The organism is Cupriavidus agavae, assembly GCF_004217045.1.
GTDB classification, from domain to species: domain Bacteria; phylum Pseudomonadota; class Gammaproteobacteria; order Burkholderiales; family Burkholderiaceae; genus Cupriavidus; species Cupriavidus agavae.
Map to the genome: position 1 here is coordinate 251,441 of NZ_SGXM01000005.1, position 20,252 is coordinate 271,692.

The window sequence follows — 20,252 nt, forward strand, 5'->3', positions numbered from 1 at the left end:
CGGTGGGTTGCGATGGCCGGAGCTCAGGGCGCCGGCTTGCCGCGCCAGTGGGCGCGCGCCTGTTCGAGCAACTGGCTGCGGTGGTCGCCGTGCGGCAGCCAGCGCTCGGGCGCCACGGCCACCCGGCCGAGGAAGTCGAACAGGCTCACGTGGCGGCGCAGCACGCGCGCGGTGCGGTGGGCCTTGATCGGGTTGAAGATGCCGGCGCGCGAGAACAACTGGCGCGGATTCTTCTTGATCCAGAGCCAGGAACCCAGTTCCAGCGTCATCGGCAGGAACAGGCTGTGCGGCGGCGCGCGGTCGTAGGCATAGTCCCAGAGATCGCCGTGCAGCAGGTACTGGTGGCTCTGCGGTTCGAAGGCATAGCCGTGGTGGGGGTGGGCCTGTTCGAACATCGTCTTCAGCAGGTACATCTCCGGGAAATGCGGCATCGGCGAGTGGGTGCGGGCATAGGGAAACCAGATGCTGTCGCGCCAGCCGTAGCCCGAGTGGCAGTCCACGGCGAAGCTCAGCGGACGCGGCAGCAGTTCGGTCTCCACCACATGCAGCAGTGCCTGGCTCTCGGCCTCCATCGGCGCGCCCGCGCGGCCACGATACCACGGCAGCCAGGCGCCCAGGCGCTGCCCGCCGGCCAGGAACGGCACCGCCGCGTCGGCGTCCTGCGGCGCGTTGCGCATCAGGTCGACGCCGTTCGGATTGGCGCGCGTGGCCTCGTACATGCCGCCCGGATTGACGATCGGCATGAACACCAGCCGCACCACTTCCAGTTGCCGGTGCAGCAGTTCGTCCCAACTGAGCCGGCACAGCAGCGCGCGCATGTAGTCGAGCACGAGCTGCGTGCCGATGCGCTCCAGTCCGTGAATGCCGCCGAAGATGCCGATGGCCGGTGCGTCCGGTGCGCATGTGCCGAGGCTGGCCACATGCACCGCGAACGACTGGCCGCCCACGGCCACCTGGCACGCCTCGGAAGCCTGGAACCAGGGGGCGCCCAGTTCCAGCAGCGTGAGCAACTGGTCGTATTCGGGAAAGCTCGGGCGGCCCGGTTGGGTCATCGGCGCGTGGGGGCGGGTTTGGCTGGCGGTTTGGGGGCGGAAGGCGGGGCGGGCGTCAGTTCAATATAGGCGCTGGCGGCGGCGCCTCGCAACGCGCGCTGGCGGCGCCGGGCGCCACGAGGCAATCGAGCAGCGCTCCAAGCAGCCGCGTGTCGCGCCGGCTCCTGAGGCAGTACAGGTATTCGTCGATGACCGGGGCGTTGCTGGCGAACTGCACCACGGCGAGCGCCGGATCGCGCGGCACCTCGCCGGCCGGCATCACGCTGGCGCCGAGGTTGTGGCGGATGGCCTCGCAGATGGCTTCGCGGCTGCCGATCACGGTGTGCGGGGGCAGGTGGGCGCCAGCGGCGGCCAGGGCCGCCTCGGTGGCCTCGCGCGTCATCGAGCCCTGCTCGCGCACCAGCAGGTGGCAGGTGGCGAGTTCCGCCACTTCCACCAGCGGACGGCGCGCCAGCGGATGCACCGGATGCACCACCAGCACCATCGGATCGGCGGCCAGTGTCACGCGGAACAGCCGGTCGTCGTCCAGCGCGTGCGACGACACGGCGGCGTCGATGCGGTACTCGTAAAGCGCCTCGATCATCTGGCGCGAGTTGCCGATCTCGATGCTGACCTCGACGGCGGGATAGCGCTGCCGGAACGCGGCCACGCTGCGCAGGATGTAGTAGGGGCCGGTGGCGCCGATGCGCAGGTTGCCCACGCGCAGGTTGCCGGCGTTGCGCAGCAGGAAGTCGGCATTGCTCTCCTGCTGCAGGATCTGCTCGGCCAGCGGCATCAGCGCCACGCCCACGTCGCTGAGGTCCACGCGGCCGGAGCGGCGGTAGAACAGTTCCACCCCGTAAAGCTCTTCGAGCTGCCGGATACGCCCCGTTACCGTGGGCTGGCTCAGCCGCAACTGCCGCGCAGCCGTGGTGATGCTGCCCTGTCGTGCCACTTCGTAGAACGTGATCAGCAGATCGCCAAGCATTGGGCTTCCGGTAGAAACGGGTCAGCCGGCGACTTTAAGGCGGGAATGTGACAGGGGGAAGAAGACTGCGGCGAGGCGTGTGTTTTCTCCCCTCTCCCGCGATGCGGGAGAGGGGAGCCAACCCCCTGCTATCAACCCCCCATCGCCGGGTCCGACGTCGTATGGACGCCATTCTCCAGCCGGCCCGCGAAGCGCCGGATGAAGCCGCCCTGCGGGGTGGTCACGGTGAAGTCGTACCAGTTGCCCTGGGCTTTCACCGGATAGGGCTGGTCCACCGTCTTGCCGGCCGGCACCTCGAACGTCAACGGGCCGTCGGTCCGGTAGGCATTCGGCTTGACCGTGAACGTGCAGGCAGCGCTGCCGTGGTTGATCAGCGTGAGCCAGACTTTCGGCTCATCGCCTTCCTCGTAGCAGACCTGGATTTCCGGCGCGGCGCCGCCGCCCGCGGCCTTCTGGGCGTTCACGTCGCCCACGAACGAGCGGTGGTAGCCGTTCGGGCCGAGTACCCAGAAGTTGTAGCGCCCGTTGGTGGCGCTGACATCAATATGGGCCTCGTGGTCCCGGCCATTGCCGGTCAGCGCGTAGCGGCGCGGCACGTCGCCCAGGTTCAGCTTGTCGTAGACGTGGAATACCGCGGCCTGCTTGCCGTCGTTCGCGAAATGGAGCTTGAACGAGTTGGTGGCCGGTTCTTCCAGGCCGCTGGTGTGCAGCGTGTAGGGCAGGGCGCGCGACGGGCGCGTGCCCTTGGCCTGCACCGGCAGGCTCTGGATGGCCACGCTCGGCACGGGAATCTGCGCCTTGGCGTCGTCGGCGGCGCGCTGGGCGTCGGCGGCGGTCTTGTCCAGCGTCACGTTCAGCGTGAAGCTGCCGTTCGGGTTGACGAAGTCGAACGCGGTGGTCAGGTCGCCGCAGATGGCCCGGCGGTACTCGCTGATATTTGGCTCCTGCACCCCGAAACGCTGTTCCAGGAAGCGCAGCACCGAGGTGTGGTCGAACACCTGCGAGTTGACCCAGCCGCCACGGCTCCACGGCGACACCACGTACATCGGCACGCGCGGGCCGGGCCCGAACGGCGTCTGGTCCACGCTGTAGTACTCGGTCGAGGCATCGATCGACGAGTAGCCGATCGGCTCGCCCTTGAGGGTCAGCGCCGGCGCGCAGGGCGGCGGCACGTGGTCGAAGAAGCCGTCGTTCTCGTCGAAGTTGATCAGCAGCACGGTGCGGCTCCAGATCTCGGGGTTCGACGTCAGCGCATCCAGCACCTGCTGGGTGTACCAGGCGCCCTGCACCGGGCTCGACGGCCCCGGGTGCTCGGAGTAGGTGGCCGGGGCCACGATCCACGACACCTGCGGCAGCGTGCCGGCGGCCACGTCGTCGCGCAGCGACTGCAGGAAGCCGCCATCGGGCATCGTGTTCGAAATGCCCTTGTAGAGCGGGCTGACGGTCTCGTCGGCCGTGGTGTACGGCGGGTACGGCGCGCCGTCGGCGGCATTGCCCTTCGCGGCGTTGGCGGCACGGTACTGGGCGAAGCCGGCCAGTGGGTTGTCGGTGAAGTTGTCCGGCATGTTCTGGTAGACCTTCCAGCTCACGCCGGCAGCCTGCAGGCGCTCGGGGTAGGTCGTCCAGGTGTAGTTGATGCCGGTGGCGCCCAGCGAATCGCCGCTGTTGTCGATCACCGGGCCGCCGTTCTTGCCGAATGGGTCGTTGGTGCCGGTCCAGTGGAACAGCCGGTTGGTGTTGGTGCCGCCGTGGAAGCTGCAATGGTAGGCGTCGCACAGCGTGAAGGCGTTGGCCAGCGCGTACTGGAACGGCAGTTCCTCGCCGGTGTAGTAGCCCATCGACTGGGTTTTCTTCGAGGTGGGCCAGGCGCTCATGCGGCCCAGGTCCCAGGCGGCCTGCCCGTCCGGCTGGCTGTGCGGCGTACCGCTGACGCGCTGCGAGTTGCCGCTCTTGGGGTCCAGGCGGTACGGCAGCACGATGCGGTTGGTGTTGCCGGACGCGTAGGTCTGCTCCAGCACGGTACGGCCACCGGGCAGCGGAATCGGGAAGCGGTCACCGAAGCCGCGCACGCCGTTCATCGTGCCGAAATAGTTGTCGAACGAGCGGTTTTCCTGCATCAGCACCACCACGTATTCCACGTCGCGGATCGACTTGGTGGCGTTGTTGGCCGGAATGGCCATGGCGCGGCGGATGGCGGGCGGGAACGCGGCGAGCGCGGCGGTGGCGGCGGCGCTGCCCCCGGCCATTTTGAGGAAATTACGACGGCTGCTGGAAGTCATGTCTCGGTCTGCCCTGAAAGGTCTGAAGCGCTGTGCTGTTGTCGTGGTCCGGGGTGGCGCCTCAGGGCGCGCACTTGACGCCGGCCGGCTTGACGGCGGGGGCGGTGGGCGTGGTGCCGCCCGGCGTGCCGGTGGAGGGGGTGCCGCTGTCGCCGTCGCCGCCGCAGGCGGTCAACGCCGTGCACAGCAGCAGGGCGGCCAGCAGGCCCAGCGGACGCGCCGGGGCAGGAATTCGGTTGGCTTCGATCATGGTCGGGTGTCTCTTGTGGGGCGCATCGCAAATGTCGATGCGGAGCGCAGCGTAAGCAACCCACAGGGCACGGCGTGTGACAGCCGGCGCAAGAATCCTGATGCGGCCATCGACGTTTCTTGTGGTCCATGGACCGCCCGGGCGGGCCGGGGCAGAATGTGCCGCGTGTGGTCGCGCGCACGCACGCGGCGATTTTCCGTGGCCGCAGATGCTGCATTGCACCAGACCGTGTGCTAAGGTTTTAGACGTCTTGCTCGAAACACGCACAATATTGGCGCAGCCACAGGGGCGGCGCGGTTCCCGGAGAACCGCGCCAGGTCTGGCTCGCCGGGCAGCAGGGGGATTGCCGACTCAACTGCGCCATTTTTGTTGCGGCTGCAACAAGCCGTGACCTTGCTTGTAAACGGGGCAGCCCGCCACCAATCTAGGAGGCGGAACGGCGTTTGCAGGAGCTGCACTATGGAAAACGAAAGCGGTTACGTCTGGCACTACACGGTGGGCACCCCCCTCGCGGCGATCGCGCGGTCTGGCGGGCTGATGCCGGCTGCCGCGCGCGGTCCGGTGGCACGCGCGGGGGAGCAGGAAATCCTGTGGTTCTCGCGCAACCAGCAGTGGGACCCGTCCGCCACCAAGGACCAGGCGCTGGATCGTGCGCGCCACACGCTGTCGCAGGCGGCCATGCATGCGCGCTTCGGCCTGTACCGCTTCGGCCTGCCTGCGCACGACATGCGCCTGCTGCCATGGCCTACCGTCACCCGGGTGGCCGATATCGACGTGCCGGAGGCCATGACCATGGTGGCCAGCGGCCTGCGCTGCGGCGCCGCGCCGACCGACTGGCTCGGCACGCTGACGTCGATCCCGCTCTCGGAACTGCGCTTCGAGACATGGACTGGCGCCACCTGGGCGCTGGCCAACCTCGACGAGCTGGCCGCGCAGCTCGCCTGAAGCCGGTTGGGGGCGGCTCAGCGGCTCAGACCGCGCGCCGCCACCGGCCAGATGGCGGCCACGGTGCCGCCCCGGATGCCCACCAGTTCGTCGTAGAGATTCAGCGTCGGGTCGCAATGGCCCGGCACCAGCATCATCCGGCTGCCCAGCGCCGGCAGCGCCGCCACATCGCCTTCCCGCTTCGGCCTGACGATGCCATGTTCGTCATTGGCCGCCACGTAGCCGAGCGTGGCGGACGGCGCCCCCTCATTCCAGATCCACGGCAGGCCCGAGTCGACGGCCATCGACTTGAGGCCCGCATCCACCACGGCGCGGTCGCCGGCGGCCACGCTCATGACGGCGGTGGCGATGAACAGCCCATGCTCGAAACGCAGCGCGCCGGTGTAGGCGTTGCTGCCGTAGTCGGCATCCATGAAAACGTAGGAACCGGGCTGGATTTCGGTGTACACGCCGCTGCCGAGGTCGAACTCCACGCTGCCGCTGCCGCCGCCCGTGACCACCTCGCAACGCACGCCGGCGGCTTCCAGCCGGGCGATGGCGCTGCCGGTTCGGTCGGCGGCACGTGCGGCGGCGTCGCGCCGCTCGGTCCAGCCGCGCAGATGCTGGATGCCGCCGTGGTACGCCTGCAGCCCGCGCAGCCGCAGTTGCGGGTGCGCGGCAATGCACGCCACGAGCGGCAGCGCGGCAGCGCCGTCAGCCACCCCGCAGCGGCCCTGGCCGATATCGACCTCGATGAAGACGTCCAGCGTGGTACCGGCGGCCTGCGTGGCGGCGGCCAGCGCGTCGATCTGGCGGAGGTCATCCACGCAGACGCTCAGGCGGGCGTGGCGCGCCAGTTCGGCCAGCAGCTTTGCCTTGGCCGGGCCGGCGATCTCGTTGCTGATGTGGATGTCCTGCACGCCCGCGCGCACGAATGGCACGGCCTCGCTCACCTTCTGGCAGCAGATGCCCACGGCGCCGCGCGCCATCTGTGCCAGCGCAATGTCGGGGCACTTGTGCGCCTTGGCATGGGGGCGCAGCTTCACGCCGGCCTGGTCGGCCGCCGCCTGCATGCGCGCGACATTGCGCTCGAACACGTCGAGATCGAGCACGAGCGAGGGGGTATCGATGGTGTCGGCGGGCTGGCCGACCTGTGCGGCGGGGGGCAGTGCGAAGGTCAGGGACATGGGAAAACCGGGTGGACTGCGGAGGGTTGGGGCGGATCACAGCGTATCACGGCGTGCGGGATACTTCTCCTTGCGCTGCCGCGTGCGTCCTCTACGATAGGGGATGTCCCTGCCAGCAGACAATGCCTGAGTCCGGTCTGTGGCAACCGTTGCAGCGTGTTCCTATCGGAGTCCGCCCCATGTCGAGCCTTTTCGCCTCCCAAGCCCGCCGCGTCGCGGGCGCCGCCATCGTCGTCGCTACCCTGGCCGCCATGCCCGCCCTGGCCCACCACGGCTGGTCCACCTATGACGAGACCAAGCCGCTGACCGTGACCGGCAAGATCGTCGAAACCCATTACGAGAATCCGCACGCCACGATCCGGCTCGAAGCGCAGGGCAAGCGCTGGTTTGCCATCCTCGCGCCGGTCTCGCGCATGGAAACGCGCGGCGCCTCGGCCGAGAAGGTTGCCGTGGGCAAGCAGGTCACGCTGGTGGGATACGCGAGCAAGGAGAAGGCCGATGAAATGCGCGTGGAGCGCATCACCTTCGACGGCGGCCAGACCGTGGAATTGCGTTGAGCGCCTGGGCGGCGGCGCTGGCCGCATCGCCGCTCGCGGTGGGGCTGCGGGCCTCGGCCTGGGCCTATCCGGCTGCGGAAATCGTGCATCTGGCCGGCATGGCCTTGCTGTTCGGATCGATCGTCGTGGTGGATCTGCGCCTGGCCGGACTGGCGCGCCAGTTGCCCGTGACGGTGCTGCTGCGGCACGCGCTGCCGGCGGCGCTGGCTGGCTTCGTCTGCATCGTGATCAGCGGGGCGCTGCTGTTCATCGCGCATGCGGACGAACTGATCGGCAACCGTGCCTTCCTGTTCAAACTCGGGTTGATCGCGCTCGGGCTGGCCAATGCGCTCTGGTTCCACCGGGGACCCTACCGGCGCCTGCACGGCAACCTCTCCTGGGAAATGCAGACCGCGCCGCCCCCACTGGCACGTCTGTGCGCCGTGCTGTCGATCCTGACGTGGTTTCTCGTGATCTGCGCGGGACGGCTGATCGCCTACGTCTGACCGCGTTTGAGTGCAGCAAAATGCGCTTTTGCCGCGCTAATTTGATGTAACGCAAACCGGGTAGGGCGGCGCCTCAAGAATTAAAGGGCGGGGACGTTAAGGCAGGTCGGACCCCTTACGAGTAGAGCCCCCCTGATGAACAACCTCAGTATTCGCCACGGCCTGCTGGCGACCCTTGTGATTTTCGGCCTGATGATCGTGTTTGGCGCCGCGCTCGGCGTGAGCCAGCTCAGCGCCGCCAGTGAAGCCGCCGGCAATGTGCACCTTGTTTCCACGCGCGCGCTGCTGATCAACGACGCCTACAAGAACATGACGCGCGCGCGCTCCGCGCTGACGCGCGCCTACAGCTCGGCCAAGGCCGGCGGCCAGGTCAATGCCGAGGCCATCGCCAGCGCCGAGAAGTCGATCGGCAAATCCCGCACCGAACTGGATGCCTTCGAGAAGGCGCCCGCGCTGCCGAAGCAGGATGCCTCGACCCGCGAGGAGATCGTCAGCGCCGGCCGGGACCATATGGCCGTGGTGCAGCGCGGACTCGAAGCCCTGCGCGCCGGCGACCCGGACGGCTATGCCGCCATCAACGACAAGGACATCACGGCGTCCGGCGCGAAGTATTCGGCTGGCGTGGAGCGCTTCCAGCAGTTCGCCACCGGCCTCAACGACGCCGCCATGGAGGAAGACGCGGCCCGCCTGCGCCGCGTGATCGTGCTGGTGTGCGTGGGCCTGGCGATGTCGGCCGTGCTGATCGTGGCCGTGCACCTCGCACTGCGCAGGCTCGTGGTGACGCCGCTGATGCAGGCGCGCGACCTGATCATGCGCGTGGCCGATGGCGACCTGACGATCCGCGTGCCCGAGGCCGGGCGCAATGAAATCGGCCAGTTGCTCGACGCGCTCGCGCGCATGCAGGCCGGCCTGACGCAGACCGTGACCAAGGTACGCACGGGCTCGGACGCGGTGACGATCGGCGCCCGCGAGATTGCCGCTGGCAACTCGGACCTGTCGTCGCGCACCGAGGAACAGTCGTCGGCGCTCGAACAGACCGCCGCCAGCATGGAGCAACTGACCTCGACGGTGGGCAACAACGCGCAAAGCGCGTCGCATGCCAGCGAACTGGCCCGCAACGCGGCCGACCTGGCCTCGCGCGGCGGCGAAGTGGTGCGCGGCGTGGTCCATACCATGAGCGAGATCAACACCAGCTCGCAGAAGATCGTCGACATCATCGGCGTGATCGACGGCATTGCCTTCCAGACCAACATCCTGGCGCTGAATGCCGCCGTGGAAGCGGCCCGCGCGGGCGAACAGGGCCGCGGCTTCGCCGTGGTGGCGGGTGAAGTGCGCAGCCTGGCGCAGCGCAGTGCCAATGCGGCCAAGGAGATCAAGACGCTGATCGACTCGTCGGTGGGCAAGGTGGACGCCGGCAGTGCCCAGGTGCAGCAGGCCGGCAGCACGATCGAGGAGATCGTCTCGGCGGTCAAGCGCCTGGCCGATACCGTCAGCGAAATCTCGGCGGCCTCGCTGGAGCAATCCACCGGCATCACACAGGTCAGCGAGGCAGTGACCCAGATGGAACAGGTGAACCAGCAGAACGCGGCGCTGGTGGAGCAGGCAGCGGCAGCGGCCGATTCGCTGGAGTCGCAGGCGAACCAGCTGGCGGCGGCGGTGGGGGTATTCCGGTTGGGTTGAGGCTGGTGCTTGACTCTATATCGTAAGACATATATCGTACGATACGTCTTACGACATATGGAGTCATGCGATGCGACATCTTTTCGGACATCATCACCACCATCACAGTGGAAAGTGGCGTGGCCTGCACGCCATGGTGCGCGGCGGCGGCTTCTGGTCGCAGGGCGGTGGCGCTTTCGACGGCAATGACGGCGGCGACGGTTTCGATGGCGAGAACCTGCGCCGTGGCCGCAAGTTCAGTGCCGAAGACCTGCAACTGCTGCTGCTCTCGTTGCTCGACGAGAAACCTTCCCACGGCTACGAACTGATCAAGGCGCTGGAAACGCGCACGGGCGGCTTCTACAAGCCGAGCCCGGGCGTGGTCTATCCCGCGCTGACCTTCCTCGAAGACGTGGGCTACGCCACGGTGGACACCGAGGGCAACAAGAAGCGCTACCAGCTTTCCGACGCGGGCCGCAACTACCTTGCCCAGCATCGGGAGCGCCTGGAGCAGATGGTGGCCCGGTTGCAGCACGTGGCGCGCAAGATGGAGTTCATGCGCCGCGCGATGAGCGGCCAGCCCCAGCGCGAGCCGGAAGAGGGCGGCTGGGCCACCGAACTCGTGCAGGCGCGCGGCCGCCTGAAGCAGGCCATGATGATGCGCAGCGGGGCCCCCGCCGACGAACAGCGCCGCATCGCCGCCATCCTCGAACGTGCCGCCGACGAGATCGAAGGCACCCCCATCCAACCGAACCCGGAGGGCTGATCCATGACCGAACCCCGTGACCTGACCGTGCAACGCGTGCGTCATCCGCTCAGGATGCGCCTGCTCAAGGTGGTGCGCACGCGCCAGGTGTCACCGCAACTGCTGCGCGTGACGCTGGGCGGCGACGATCTGGCCGATTTCGTGTCCGCATCGTTCGACGACCATCTCAAGGTCTTCTTTCCGGCCCCGGGCGCCGCGCAGCCCGTGCTGCCGCAGGTTGGCCCGGACGGCATCACGTTCCCGGAGGGCCAGCCCCGGCCCGAGGCGCGCGACTACACGCCGCGCCGCTACGACGCCGAAGCTCGCGAACTCGATATCGAGTTCGTGCTGCACGGCGATGGCCCCGCCTCGGGCTGGGCCGCGCAGGCGCAGCCGGGCCAGTACCTGGGCGTGGGCGGGCCGCGCGGATCGTTCGTGATTCCGGAGGCGTTCGACTGGCACCTGCTGATCGGCGACGACACCGCGCTGCCCGCCATCGGCCGCCGCGTGGAGGAGTTGGGGCCCGATGCGCGCGTGATCGTGGTGGCCGAGGTGGGCGACGCGTCGGCGCGCATCCCGCTGGCCACCGGTGGCCGGGCGGAGGTGCACTGGGTGTACCGCGGCGGCCAGCCCGAGGGCAGCCAGTTGCTGCCGGCCCTGCGGACGCTGACGCTGCCCGGGGGCGAAGGCTGCGAGGGCTATGTGTGGGCCGCCGGCGAGGCCGCCGCAATGCGCGAGGTGCGCCAGTACCTGGTGGCCGAGCGCGGGATCGACAAGAAGCGCATCCGCGCGTCGGCCTACTGGAAGCATGGCAACGCCGCCGTGCACGAGACGCTGGACGACTGACGCACCCCGGCGCGGGAGCACGGAAGCGCGGGCGCGGCTACACTGGTTGACGTGCCCATCGACATGGAAACCTGACATGCCCAGCCTCCGCCCGCTGCCGTTGCTTGCCGCCTGCCTGGCCCTGACCGCCTGCGCGCCCGATTCGGTGCGCAACTACGAGGCCCACGGCCTCAACAAGTATCTCGACAAGATCCAGGACGTCTGCGCCAACACCCGCCTGGGCGGCCAGCCGATGGGCGAATGGCTGCGCAGCGGCTCCGACGACAGCGACAGCAACTACGTCTACTGGCTCGACCAGACCTCGCGGCTCTACTACAACCGCATCTCCGTGCCCCAGTACCGCGACTCCATCGCCGCCACGTTCGGCGGCAACAAGGAGAACGCCGACGCGCTGGACTGCACCGTGCGCAACCTGCCGCCCGACCGGCCCGTCAACGTGCCGGGCAAGCTGTTCTGATTTCCTTGCTGTTTTACCGCACGGCCGGTTGTGCAAAGGCGCCCGGCTGGCTATGATCGATTCCCAGTGGCCGAAGACAGTCGGCCACGACGTCGCTCGGACGGTTCCGGGCGCTTACGTAGAGGATTCTCCATGACCGCCGATTCCGGCAAGCGCCGCTTTGCGCGCATCGATCGCCTTCCCCCGTACGTTTTCAACATCACCGCCGAGCTCAAGATGGCCGCCCGCCGCCGTGGCGAGGACATCATCGACATGAGCATGGGCAACCCCGACGGGGCCACGCCGCCCCATATCGTGGCCAAGCTCGTCGATGCGGCGCAGCGGCCCGATACCCATGGCTACTCGACCTCGAAGGGGATTCCGCGCCTGCGCCGGGCCATTTCGCACTGGTACCGCGAGCGCTATGACGTGGAGATCGATCCGGACAAGGAAGCGATCGTCACGATCGGCTCCAAGGAGGGGCTGGCCCACCTGATGCTGGCCACGCTGGACCGTGGCGATACCGTGCTGGTGCCGGACCCGAGCTATCCGATCCATATCTACGGGGCCGTGATCGCCGGTGCCGATATCCGCTCGGTACCGCTGGCGCCGGGCATCGACTTCTTCGCCGAGCTGGAAAGCGCCATCCGGGGCAGCTATCCGAAGCCCAAGATGATCGTGCTGGGCTTCCCGTCGAACCCCACGGCGCAGTGCGTGGAACTGGATTTCTTCGAGCGGGTGATCGCGCTGGCGCGCAAGCACGACATCTTCGTGGTGCACGACCTGGCCTATGCCGACATCGTGTTCGACGGCTGGCAGGCGCCGTCGATCATGCAGGTGCCCGGCGCCAAGGACATCGCCGTGGAGTTCTTCACGTTGTCGAAAAGCTACAACATGGCGGGCTGGCGCATTGGATTCATGGTGGGCAACCCTGACCTGGTTGCCGCCTTGACGCGGATCAAGTCGTATCACGACTACGGCACATTTACGCCGGTGCAGGTGGCCGCCATTGCCGCGCTGGAAGGCGACCAGTCGTGCGTGAAGGAGATTGCCGCCCAGTACCAGTCGCGCCGCGACGTGCTGGCGCGCGGACTGATCGAGGCCGGCTGGCAGGTGGATATCCCGAAGGCGTCGATGTACATCTGGGCGCGGATTCCGGAGCCGTACCGTGCGCAGGGCTCGCTGGAATTTGCCAAGCAGTTGCTGGCCAAGGCGAAGGTGTCGGTCTCGCCCGGCATCGGGTTTGGCGACTATGGCGACGAATACGTGCGCTTTGCGCTGATCGAGAACGAGTCCCGCATCCGCCAGGCCGTGCGCGGGATCAAGGCCATGTTCCGGGCGGACGGGCTGGTCAGGCCGGCGGCGGCCGAGGGCGCCGCCGGCGGCCAGCCGGCCTGAGCCGGCGCCGACCGTCAGCCGACCGTTGCCGGATCGAGCAGCGACTCGCGCCGCGCGCGGCGCGAGTAGTAGGCGAAGGTGGCCTCGAACCGTTTCTGGGTGCTGGTCCACCGCTGCGCCTCGCGGCCCAGTTCGGGCGGGATCGGCTTGATCTCGCCGGCCGCCATCGCCAGCAACTGCAGGCGCGCGGCGCGCTCGAACATCACGCCCAGCACGCAGGCTTCCTCCACGGAGGCCCCGGCCACCAGCAGGCCGTGGTGCGACAGCAGGATGGCCTTCTTGTCGCCCAGCGCGGCCGAGATGATCTCGCCTTCCTCATTGCCGACCGGGATGCCGGGCCATTTTTCCAGGAATGCCGTCTGGCCGTAGAGCACACAGGCGTCCATGTGCGAGATTTCCAGCGGCACTTCGAGCATGGCCAGCGCCGAGGCGTGTGGCGGATGCGAGTGGACGATGCAGTTGAGGTCCGGCCGCGCGCGGTACAGCCACGAGTGGAAGCGGTTGGCGGGGTTGGGCATGCCGCTGCCGTCGAGCACTTCCAGATCTTCGTTGACCACCAGCAGGTTGTCTGCCGTGATTTCGTCGAATCCGAGGCCCAGCCGCTGCGTGTAGTAGGTGCCCGGCGCCTCGGCGCGCGCCGTGATCTGGCCCGCGAGGCCGGAATCGTGCCCGAAGGCGAACAGGATGCGGCAGGTTTCCGCCACGGCTTCGCGCAACGGCATTCTTGCCGCGCTCAGTTCGGTCTGCATTTTCCGGAGCGAGGCGGCGACGATCTCGTCCTTGCTCAGTTGCATGGTATCGGCCATGTATGTGTCCTTGGGAAGTGCTGGAGGGGAATGGTATCGGAGGAAATCGCCGGCGCCGCCTAGCGGGCCTTGGTGTCCGCACCGAGCAGCACGGACCAGCGGCGATTCTCTTCGCCGATCATCTTGCGGAACTGCTCGGGCGACGACGCCATGGGTTCGGTGCCCTGGGCCACCAGGGTATCGCGGAACCTGGGATTGGCCACGGCCGTGGCCACGGCGGCGTTGAGCTTGCTGACCACGGCCGGGTCCAGCCCGGCCGGACCGATCAGGCCGGCCACGGACCCCGATACCAGCGAGGGGAAGCCGAGTTCGGCGGTGGAAGGCACCTGTGGCGCGGTGGAGAGCCGGCGCGGGTTGGCTACCGCCAGCGCGCGCAGCTTGCCCGACGTGACGAACGGCATCACCTGCGGCGTGGCCTCGAACGTCATGTTGACCTGGCCGGAGACGACATTGGTCACGGACTCCGCTCCGCTCTTGAACGGCACGTGCAGGAATTCGAGTTTGGCCACGTCCTGCAGCACGCGCATGCCCTGGTAGGGCGAACTGCCCACGCCGGCGGTGCCGACACTGATGCTGTCGGGCTTCGCCCTGGCCAGCCGGATCAGGTCGGGCAGGTTGGCGGCGGGCAGGTCGGCATTGACCACCAGCAGATGCGGCGTGGAGCCCACCAGCGAGACGTAGGTGAAGTCCCTGGCGCTGTCGAAATTGACCTTGACCTCGGTATGCGGATTGACGGCCAGAACGCCCACGGTGGCAAACATCAGCGTGTAGCCGTCCGGGCGGGCGCGCCGCACGAAATCGGCCGCGATATTGCCGCCCGCGCCGGGCCGATTCTCCACCACGACTGACTGGCCGAGCTGCTCGGCCAGCGCCTTGCCCGTGGCGCGCGCCACGAGATCGGTAATGCCGCCGGCGCCGAATGGCACCACCAGCGTGATCGGCTTGTCGGGATAGGGCCCCGCGTGGGCCGCGAGCGGCAGCGCGGCACACAGGGCAATGGGTAGCGCAACGCAGGCGCGGAGCCTGGCGCGCTGCGGGCGGGCGGAACTGGCGGAACGAGCGGAATGAAGGGGGCGGGGGCGACGCACTTGCTTTCTCCTTGGGGGCGGATGGAAGAGCACTGCTGGAAACCAGTGTGTCTAGCATGACACCAACGTGTCACGCATGCAACCGATGTTGTCTGGATTCCGTGCGCCCCCTTACAATGGCGGGCCAGCGTGTGCAGGGGCATGCGCATGAACCCCTCCCACCGGATGAAAGAGAAGCAACCTTCCGCCCCGAACGCGGAGCCGTCAGGTATCGCGGCGCGGCTGGCCGAACTGCGCAAGCTCAATGGCCTGACGCTCGAAGAGTTGGCCCAGCGCGCCTCGCTGACCAAAAGCTACCTGTCGAAGCTGGAGCGGGGGTTGTCGTCGCCTACCATCGGCACGGTGCTGAAACTGGCCGATGCGCTCGGCGTGACGGTCGACCAGTTGATTGCCCGCGCACCGCGCAGCAATGAAATCCTGCTGGTGAAGGCCGCCGACCGGGTTCCCTTCAGCCCCTCCACGGAGCGCCAGGGCTACACCTACGAAGCCATCGCCACCGCCCGCCCGGACAAGGCGATGCAGCCGTTCATCATGCTGCCGCCGTTCACGCTTGCCGAAGACCAGCCCATGGCCAGCCATGCGGGCGAGGAGCTGATTTTCGTGATCTCCGGCGCGATGGAAGTCGTCTTCGACGACCGCACCGTGCCGATGCAGGCCGGCGATTCGCTGTATTTCAACGCCGCGATTCCGCACCGCTCGCGCTCCACCGGCCGTGTCCAGGCCCAGGCACTGGTGGTGGTCAGCGACCGCAAGCGCGACTGACCGCGCCGGCCCCGGCCGCTGCGCCGGGGTGGTGTTCCATCGCTTTCCAAAATTCTCCTTGGCAGTTCCCGGATTCATCGCTTACATTAACCAAAACGTTTTGGTTAAGTACGAAGACGACAAATAGAGGCTAACTGCGCACAGACGCGGCGAATTTGCCCACGGTCACCGGCACGACGACCGATCGACAAGACAGGAGAGAGACCCATGTCACACCCCATTCCCGCCCCCGTGGACGAGCGCCTGCCATGGCGCCAGTTGTTCATGTTTGGCCTGCAGCACGTGCTGGTGATGGCCGCATCGCCGATCGCGGCCGTGTTCCTGATGAGCAAGGCGCTTGGCTTGCCGACGGCGCTGTCCATCGGGTTGCTCAGCGCGACGTTTGTCGTGTGTGGCCTGGGCACGTTGTTGCAGTCGCTCGGCCGGAACGGCTTTGGCGCGCGGCTGCCGTTCGTGATGCTGCCGGGCGGGGCGCCCATCGTGCTGTTCATCCTGATCGCCCAGCAGACCGATGTGCAGACCGCCGCGGGCGCCGTGCTGCTGACCGGCGCGTTCTATTTCCTCGTGCTGCCGGTGTTCCGGCGCTGCCTGCGGTACTTCCCGCCAGTGGTGGTGGGCACGATGCTGCTGCTCGTGGCGATCAACCTGGCGCAGGTGTCCGGCCGGCTGGTTGCCGGCCATCCGGCCGCCGGCGATGCCGTGGCGCCGCTCAACCTGCTGCTGGCCTTCGTCACGCTCGCCTGCACCGTGGCGGCCTCGCGCCTGCTGTCGGGCATGCTGGCACAGCTTGCCATCCTGCTGGGGCTGGTGGGCGGGGCGCTTTGCGCGGTGGCCCTGGGGGCGTTCCATGTGGGGCAACTGGCAGGGGCGCCGCTGCTGGCCCTGCCTACGCCGTTCCCGTTCGGATGGCCGCGCTTCGATGTGGTGGCCGCCGTGCCGCTGATGGTGTTCGCGGTGATCTCGATGGTGGAGGCCACCGGCCAGACGCTGGCGATCAGCGATGCCGTGGGCCGTCCCGTCGACCAGCAGCGCGACGTGCCGCGCACGATCCGGGCCGATGCGCTGACCTCGCTGCTGGGCGGCATGTTCGGCACGTCGCTGATCATCACCAGCGGCGAGAACATCGGCATCGTGCGCGCCACCGGCGTGCGGTCCCGCTTCGTCACGGCGGTGTCCGGCGCCATCCTGGTGGCCTGCGGGCTGCTGGTGCCGGTATCGGCCCTGATCAGCGCGATTCCCGAAGCGGTGGTGGGCGGCACGGGCCTGGTGGTGTTCTGCATCGTCGGCACCATGGGTATCGACATGCTGCGCCGCGTGGACCTGCGCGACCACGCCAACATGTACGTGGTGGCCGTGGCGCTGGCTGTGGGCCTGCTGCCGATCCTGGTGCCGGGCATCTACGAGGCGCTGCCGGGCAACCTGCGCATCCTGCTCGGCAACGGCGTGGCGATGGGCGCCATCACGGCCGCGCTGCTGAACTTCCTCTTCTTCCATACCGGCGCCCGGCGCGCCGCGGCGCAAGCCGGGGCGGCCTCCGCCACGCACTGACACCATGACCCAATCCTTCCGATCCCACCCGGCATGGCCGGGCGAGACTCCGTCGTCTTCCGCACCGCTCCGGCCCGGCGACCTGGCGGCGCCCCACATCCTTGCGCCCGAGTGGCTGCTGCTGCGCCAGGGTGCGGTGCGCGGCCACGCCGTGGTCGTCGAGGATGGCTGCTTCACGGCCGTGGGCCGCGTCGCGGACATCGAGGCACGCTACCCGGCGCTGCAGACGCGCCCGCTGCCGCGCACGCTGCTGATGCCGGGCATGATCGACACCCACCATCACCTGACCCAGTCTTTCGGCAAGTCGCTGGTGTTCGGCGAGCCCTCGGAGATCTTCCGGCGCATCTGGGTGCCGCTCGAAGGCAGCCTGAAGGCGGAGCACCTGTACCTGTCGTCGAAGCTGGCGGCGCTCGAAGCGCTGCGCGGCGGCTTCACCACGGTGGTCGACGCCGGCACGCGCAGCGACGCAGGACTCGACGCAATCGCGCGGGCCGTGTCCGATGCCGGCATCCGCTGCGTGCTGGGCCTGATCTGCAATGACCGGCCCGGTGCCGACACGCTCGATGCCGGCCCGATCCTGCGGCGCGCCGCCGCGCACCTGGGCCAGTACGAGACAAACCGGCTCGTCACGCCGTCGCTCGCGATCTCGATTCCCGAGGTGGCCAGCGACGCCATGCTGCAGCACGTCTACCGCATGTGCGCGGAAGCGGGGCGGGTCTTCCAGACCCATGCCAACGAGCATCTGGTGGCGGTGGAGCGGTCGCTCAATGTCTGCGGTGCGCGTCCCATCGAGCATCTGGCCGCGATCGGCGCGCTGGGGCCGGCCGCGCTGCTGGCCCACGCCACGCTGGTGACGCCGCGCGAGATCCGGCTGCTGGCCGATACCGGGACGGCGGTAGCCTACAACCCGGTGGCCAGCGCGTGGAAAGGCAACGCCGTGGCGCCGGCCGAGACCATGGCCACGTTCGGCGTGCGGCTGGGGCTCGGCACGGACGGCACCCGCAGCGATGGCTTCCGCCTGCTGGACTACGCCGAGGCCGCGCAGCGCTTCGCGTTCGGCATTGGCGTGGGCGATTCGTCCTGCGGGGCGGGCTGGCGGTGGGTGGACATGGCCACCCACGGCGCCGCCGCTGTGGCCGGGCTGGGCGCGCTGACGGGCGAGATCGCGCAGGGCAAGCGGGCAGACTTCCTGCTCGTCGATCTCGACGTGCCGGAGCTGGCCCCGTCCTGGGACCTGACCTGGGAGCTGGTGCGCCTGGCCAACCGCGACCAGATCCGCGCCGTGGTGGTGGACGGCCAGTTGCGCTTGTGGGACGGCTGGCCCGTGGATTGGGACGCCCGCGCGCTGCTGCGCGACATCCGCGCCATGGCCGACGACACCATTGCCGGCGCGCCGATCCGCAAGCTGCACGAGGCGGCGGACCTGCACCGTGCCCGGCACGCTCGGGCCGGGACGGGGGCGCGGGCATGACGATGGCGATGGCGATGGATCTGACCGGCTTCAGCGTCTGCGTGGCCGTGTTCACGGGCGCGCTGGTGCAGGGCACCACGGGCATGGGCTTCGCGCTGATCGTGGTGCCGGTGCTGGCGCTGGCCGCGCCGGCCATGCTGCCCGGCGCGCTGCTGCTGGCGATGCTGCCGCTGAACGCCTATGTGGCCTGGCGCGAGCGCCATGCCATCGACGTGCGCGGGGCCGGGTGGATCAGCGCCGGACGCGTTGCCGGCACGTTCGGCGGCCTGTGGGTGCTGGTGGCCATGCCGATGGCCTGGCTCAACATGCTGGTGGGCGGCAGTACCATTGCCGCCGCCGTGGTGTCGCTGGCCGCACCCGCGTTCACGCCCGGACGGCTGACTTTCGCGTCGACCGGCCTGATCACCGGCGTTACCGAGACGGCTACCGGCGTGGGCGGCCCGCCGCTGGCGCTGGCCTACCAGCACGCGCCCGTGGCGACGCTGCGGGCAACGGTGGCGCTGTGCTTCCTGTTCGGCGAAGTGATTTCGCTGGTGGTGCTGGCGCTGGGAGACCGCCTCGGCACGACGCAGGTGCTCTACGCGCTGGGGTTGCTGCCCGTGCTGGCGGCGGGGATGGTTGCCAGCCACCTGGTGCACCGGCGCATCAACCAGCGGATGCTGCGGATGGGCGTGCTCGTGTTCGCGCTGGTGTCCGGCGCGGTGGTGCTGCTGCGCAGCTAGTTACGCAGCGAAGACGCGCGCGGCACCAGTTCGGGCGACGGCCCGATGACGCTGCGCTGGCCGGACTCGCCCGAGATGTGCGCGAACAGCAGTTCCACCGCCAGCGCGGCCACCGCTTCGAGATGCAGGTTGACGGCCGTCAGCGGCGGCTGGGCGGCGCGGGCGCGGATGCCGTCGTAGCGCGTGACCACCAGGACTTGCCCCGGCACGCTTTTTCCCACGGCGCGCAGGTGGTGCATGGCGCCCACGGCGAAGGCGTCCACTGGCGCGCACAGGCCGTCCAGAGCGGGCAGTTGTTCCAGCAGTTGCGCGCAGGCGTCGGCACCGGCCGCCTCGCCCAGCGCCTCCGGGGCCTTGACCAGATGGCAGGGCAGGCCGCGCGAGGCCGTGAATGCGCGGTAGACGCGCTCCATTTCCAGATAGGACTGCCGCGCGCCGTCGCCGATCATCAGCCCGATCTGCCGGCAGCCCTGGTCGTGGAGGTGTTCCAGCAGCAGATTCGCGGTGTGTGCCGATTGCAGGTCGACATAGGGCTCGGGCGTGTCCGTGAGCGGCTCGCGGCCAATCGACACGATGCTGACGTCCCGGCCGCGCAGCCGTGCAATGTTCGGGTCGCCGGCCACCGGTTCGATGACGATGGCCCCGTCGATGTCGAGCGATTCGAGCAGCCCGCCGGCCCCTTCGAGCGGCGGCACAAGCACGACGCCGAGACCGCGCGCCATGGCGGACTCGGCGGCGATGGCCGCGACCTCCATCATGAAGCCGAGCCGCGAGGTGCCGCCGGCCACCGCGAAGGGCATCGAGGACAGCAGCGCGATGCAGTTGGCCCGCCCCGACTGCAGCCGCCGGGCGCGCACGCTGGCGCGGTAGCCCAGTTCGCCGGCAATCCGCTTGACGCGCGCGCGCGTTTCCGGATCGACCACCCCGCGGTCGTTGAGCGCGTGCGAGACCGTGGTCAGCGACACGCCGGCCGCGCGCGCCACGTCATGGATGGTGACGCGGCGCGGCTTGCCGGTGGATTCGGGCGAGCGGTGGGAAGGGGAGTCTGTCATGCCAGGATCGGGAGCAGT

The 20,252-nt window shown here is 68.8% G+C and carries 20 protein-coding genes; 12 read left to right on the forward strand and 8 right to left on the reverse strand.

The genetic code is table 11. The annotated features are described in order from the left end of the window. Nucleotides 1-23: 23 nt before the first annotated feature. From EV147_RS18735 to EV147_RS18750, 4 genes are all read right to left on the reverse strand, one after another. The gene (locus tag EV147_RS18735; RefSeq protein WP_130392738.1) at nucleotides 24-1,052 is read right to left on the reverse strand and encodes a M14 family zinc carboxypeptidase; all 1,029 of its coding nucleotides are present in this window, start codon (nucleotides 1,050-1,052) and stop codon (nucleotides 24-26) included. 55 nt (nucleotides 1,053-1,107) lie between these two features. After that, nucleotides 1,108-2,019: a LysR substrate-binding domain-containing protein gene (locus EV147_RS18740; protein ID WP_130392739.1), complete on the reverse strand. Its 912-nt coding sequence runs from the start codon at nucleotides 2,017-2,019 to the stop codon at nucleotides 1,108-1,110. Nucleotides 2,020-2,150: 131 nt separating this feature from the next. Beyond that, nucleotides 2,151-4,298 carry a phosphocholine-specific phospholipase C gene (locus EV147_RS18745; RefSeq protein ID WP_130392740.1) on the reverse strand — a complete coding sequence of 716 codons (2,148 nt, stop codon included), beginning with the start codon at nucleotides 4,296-4,298 and terminating at the stop codon, nucleotides 2,151-2,153. A gap of 61 nt (nucleotides 4,299-4,359) precedes the next feature. Beyond that, entirely contained in the window at nucleotides 4,360-4,548 is a 189-nt protein-coding gene (locus EV147_RS18750; RefSeq protein WP_130392741.1) for a hypothetical protein, read from the reverse strand. Between the two features lie 459 nt (nucleotides 4,549-5,007). Here EV147_RS18750 and EV147_RS18755 point away from each other — a divergent pair, with 459 nt between their 5' ends. Next, nucleotides 5,008-5,493, forward strand: a complete 486-nt coding sequence (locus EV147_RS18755) for a hypothetical protein (protein WP_130392742.1) — start codon at nucleotides 5,008-5,010, stop codon at nucleotides 5,491-5,493. Between the two features lie 17 nt (nucleotides 5,494-5,510). Here the strand turns inward: EV147_RS18755 and EV147_RS18760 are convergent, their stop codons facing one another. Beyond that, a complete protein-coding gene (locus EV147_RS18760) occupies nucleotides 5,511-6,659 on the reverse strand; it encodes a DSD1 family PLP-dependent enzyme (protein ID WP_130392743.1) in 1,149 nt (382 codons plus the stop codon). A 179-nt stretch (nucleotides 6,660-6,838) separates the two neighbouring features. On the opposite strand from EV147_RS18760, the gene EV147_RS18765 reads away from it, so the two are divergent. From EV147_RS18765 to alaC, 7 genes are all read left to right on the forward strand, one after another. After that, nucleotides 6,839-7,216: a DUF6152 family protein gene (locus tag EV147_RS18765; protein ID WP_221344642.1), complete on the forward strand. Its 378-nt coding sequence runs from the start codon at nucleotides 6,839-6,841 to the stop codon at nucleotides 7,214-7,216. Further along, nucleotides 7,213-7,701 (forward strand): DUF6644 family protein, encoded by a 489-nt coding sequence (locus tag EV147_RS18770; RefSeq protein ID WP_235844814.1) that lies wholly within the window; start codon nucleotides 7,213-7,215, stop codon nucleotides 7,699-7,701. The genes EV147_RS18765 and EV147_RS18770 overlap by 4 nt, the downstream gene beginning before the upstream one ends. A 135-nt stretch (nucleotides 7,702-7,836) precedes the next feature. Then, nucleotides 7,837-9,381: a methyl-accepting chemotaxis protein gene (locus tag EV147_RS18775; RefSeq protein ID WP_130392745.1), complete on the forward strand. Its 1,545-nt coding sequence runs from the start codon at nucleotides 7,837-7,839 to the stop codon at nucleotides 9,379-9,381. 70 nt (nucleotides 9,382-9,451) lie between these two features. After that, nucleotides 9,452-10,126 (forward strand): PadR family transcriptional regulator, encoded by a 675-nt coding sequence (locus tag EV147_RS18780; RefSeq protein WP_130392746.1) that lies wholly within the window; start codon nucleotides 9,452-9,454, stop codon nucleotides 10,124-10,126. Between the two features lie 3 nt (nucleotides 10,127-10,129). Then, nucleotides 10,130-10,951 (forward strand): siderophore-interacting protein, encoded by an 822-nt coding sequence (locus EV147_RS18785; protein ID WP_130392747.1) that lies wholly within the window; start codon nucleotides 10,130-10,132, stop codon nucleotides 10,949-10,951. A gap of 76 nt (nucleotides 10,952-11,027) precedes the next feature. Next, the gene (locus EV147_RS18790; RefSeq protein ID WP_130392748.1) at nucleotides 11,028-11,408 is read left to right on the forward strand and encodes a hypothetical protein; all 381 of its coding nucleotides are present in this window, start codon (nucleotides 11,028-11,030) and stop codon (nucleotides 11,406-11,408) included. A 132-nt stretch (nucleotides 11,409-11,540) separates the two neighbouring features. After that, nucleotides 11,541-12,785, forward strand: a complete 1,245-nt coding sequence (gene alaC / locus EV147_RS18795) for an alanine transaminase (protein ID WP_130392749.1) — start codon at nucleotides 11,541-11,543, stop codon at nucleotides 12,783-12,785. A 14-nt stretch (nucleotides 12,786-12,799) separates the two neighbouring features. On the opposite strand, the gene EV147_RS18800 is transcribed toward alaC, so the two are convergent. Both EV147_RS18800 and EV147_RS18805 read right to left on the reverse strand, forming a co-directional pair. After that, nucleotides 12,800-13,591, reverse strand: a complete 792-nt coding sequence (locus EV147_RS18800; RefSeq protein ID WP_130392750.1) for an aldolase — start codon at nucleotides 13,589-13,591, stop codon at nucleotides 12,800-12,802. Nucleotides 13,592-13,650: 59 nt separating this feature from the next. Beyond that, nucleotides 13,651-14,679: a Bug family tripartite tricarboxylate transporter substrate binding protein gene (locus EV147_RS18805; RefSeq protein ID WP_235844815.1), complete on the reverse strand. Its 1,029-nt coding sequence runs from the start codon at nucleotides 14,677-14,679 to the stop codon at nucleotides 13,651-13,653. Between the two features lie 147 nt (nucleotides 14,680-14,826). Here EV147_RS18805 and EV147_RS18810 point away from each other — a divergent pair, with 147 nt between their 5' ends. From EV147_RS18810 to EV147_RS18825, 4 genes are all read left to right on the forward strand, one after another. Continuing rightward, nucleotides 14,827-15,441 carry a helix-turn-helix domain-containing protein gene (locus EV147_RS18810; protein WP_235844816.1) on the forward strand — a complete coding sequence of 205 codons (615 nt, stop codon included), beginning with the start codon at nucleotides 14,827-14,829 and terminating at the stop codon, nucleotides 15,439-15,441. 207 nt (nucleotides 15,442-15,648) lie between these two features. Next, nucleotides 15,649-16,989, forward strand: coding sequence for a uracil-xanthine permease family protein (locus tag EV147_RS18815; protein WP_130392752.1), 1,341 nt, complete (start codon nucleotides 15,649-15,651; stop codon nucleotides 16,987-16,989). 4 nt (nucleotides 16,990-16,993) lie between these two features. Then, nucleotides 16,994-18,460 carry an amidohydrolase family protein gene (locus EV147_RS18820; RefSeq protein ID WP_130392753.1) on the forward strand — a complete coding sequence of 489 codons (1,467 nt, stop codon included), beginning with the start codon at nucleotides 16,994-16,996 and terminating at the stop codon, nucleotides 18,458-18,460. A gap of 14 nt (nucleotides 18,461-18,474) precedes the next feature. Beyond that, a complete protein-coding gene (locus EV147_RS18825; protein WP_130392792.1) occupies nucleotides 18,475-19,182 on the forward strand; it encodes a sulfite exporter TauE/SafE family protein in 708 nt (235 codons plus the stop codon). Here EV147_RS18825 and EV147_RS18830 read toward each other — a convergent pair. Further along, the gene (locus tag EV147_RS18830) at nucleotides 19,179-20,234 is read right to left on the reverse strand and encodes a LacI family DNA-binding transcriptional regulator (protein ID WP_130392754.1); all 1,056 of its coding nucleotides are present in this window, start codon (nucleotides 20,232-20,234) and stop codon (nucleotides 19,179-19,181) included. The genes EV147_RS18825 and EV147_RS18830 overlap by 4 nt on opposite strands. Between the last annotated feature and the right edge of the window lie 18 nt (nucleotides 20,235-20,252).

Coding starts and splice junctions, on each gene's coding strand:
- alaC (WP_130392749.1), top strand. CDS start 11,541: ATGACCGCCGATTCCGGCAAGCGCCGCTTTGCGCGCATCGATCGCCTT.
- EV147_RS18750 (WP_130392741.1), bottom strand. CDS start 4,548: ATGATCGAAGCCAACCGAATTCCTGCCCCGGCGCGTCCGCTGGGCCTG.
- EV147_RS18775 (WP_130392745.1), top strand. CDS start 7,837: ATGAACAACCTCAGTATTCGCCACGGCCTGCTGGCGACCCTTGTGATT.
- EV147_RS18755 (WP_130392742.1), top strand. CDS start 5,008: ATGGAAAACGAAAGCGGTTACGTCTGGCACTACACGGTGGGCACCCCC.
- EV147_RS18830 (WP_130392754.1), bottom strand. CDS start 20,234: ATGACAGACTCCCCTTCCCACCGCTCGCCCGAATCCACCGGCAAGCCG.
- EV147_RS18820 (WP_130392753.1), top strand. CDS start 16,994: ATGACCCAATCCTTCCGATCCCACCCGGCATGGCCGGGCGAGACTCCG.
- EV147_RS18735 (WP_130392738.1), bottom strand. CDS start 1,052: ATGACCCAACCGGGCCGCCCGAGCTTTCCCGAATACGACCAGTTGCTC.
- EV147_RS18790 (WP_130392748.1), top strand. CDS start 11,028: ATGCCCAGCCTCCGCCCGCTGCCGTTGCTTGCCGCCTGCCTGGCCCTG.
- EV147_RS18785 (WP_130392747.1), top strand. CDS start 10,130: ATGACCGAACCCCGTGACCTGACCGTGCAACGCGTGCGTCATCCGCTC.
- EV147_RS18825 (WP_130392792.1), top strand. CDS start 18,475: ATGGATCTGACCGGCTTCAGCGTCTGCGTGGCCGTGTTCACGGGCGCG.
- EV147_RS18810 (WP_235844816.1), top strand. CDS start 14,827: ATGAACCCCTCCCACCGGATGAAAGAGAAGCAACCTTCCGCCCCGAAC.
- EV147_RS18800 (WP_130392750.1), bottom strand. CDS start 13,591: ATGGCCGATACCATGCAACTGAGCAAGGACGAGATCGTCGCCGCCTCG.
- EV147_RS18765 (WP_221344642.1), top strand. CDS start 6,839: ATGTCGAGCCTTTTCGCCTCCCAAGCCCGCCGCGTCGCGGGCGCCGCC.
- EV147_RS18815 (WP_130392752.1), top strand. CDS start 15,649: ATGTCACACCCCATTCCCGCCCCCGTGGACGAGCGCCTGCCATGGCGC.
- EV147_RS18760 (WP_130392743.1), bottom strand. CDS start 6,659: ATGTCCCTGACCTTCGCACTGCCCCCCGCCGCACAGGTCGGCCAGCCC.
- EV147_RS18780 (WP_130392746.1), top strand. CDS start 9,452: ATGCGACATCTTTTCGGACATCATCACCACCATCACAGTGGAAAGTGG.
- EV147_RS18745 (WP_130392740.1), bottom strand. CDS start 4,298: ATGACTTCCAGCAGCCGTCGTAATTTCCTCAAAATGGCCGGGGGCAGC.
- EV147_RS18740 (WP_130392739.1), bottom strand. CDS start 2,019: ATGCTTGGCGATCTGCTGATCACGTTCTACGAAGTGGCACGACAGGGC.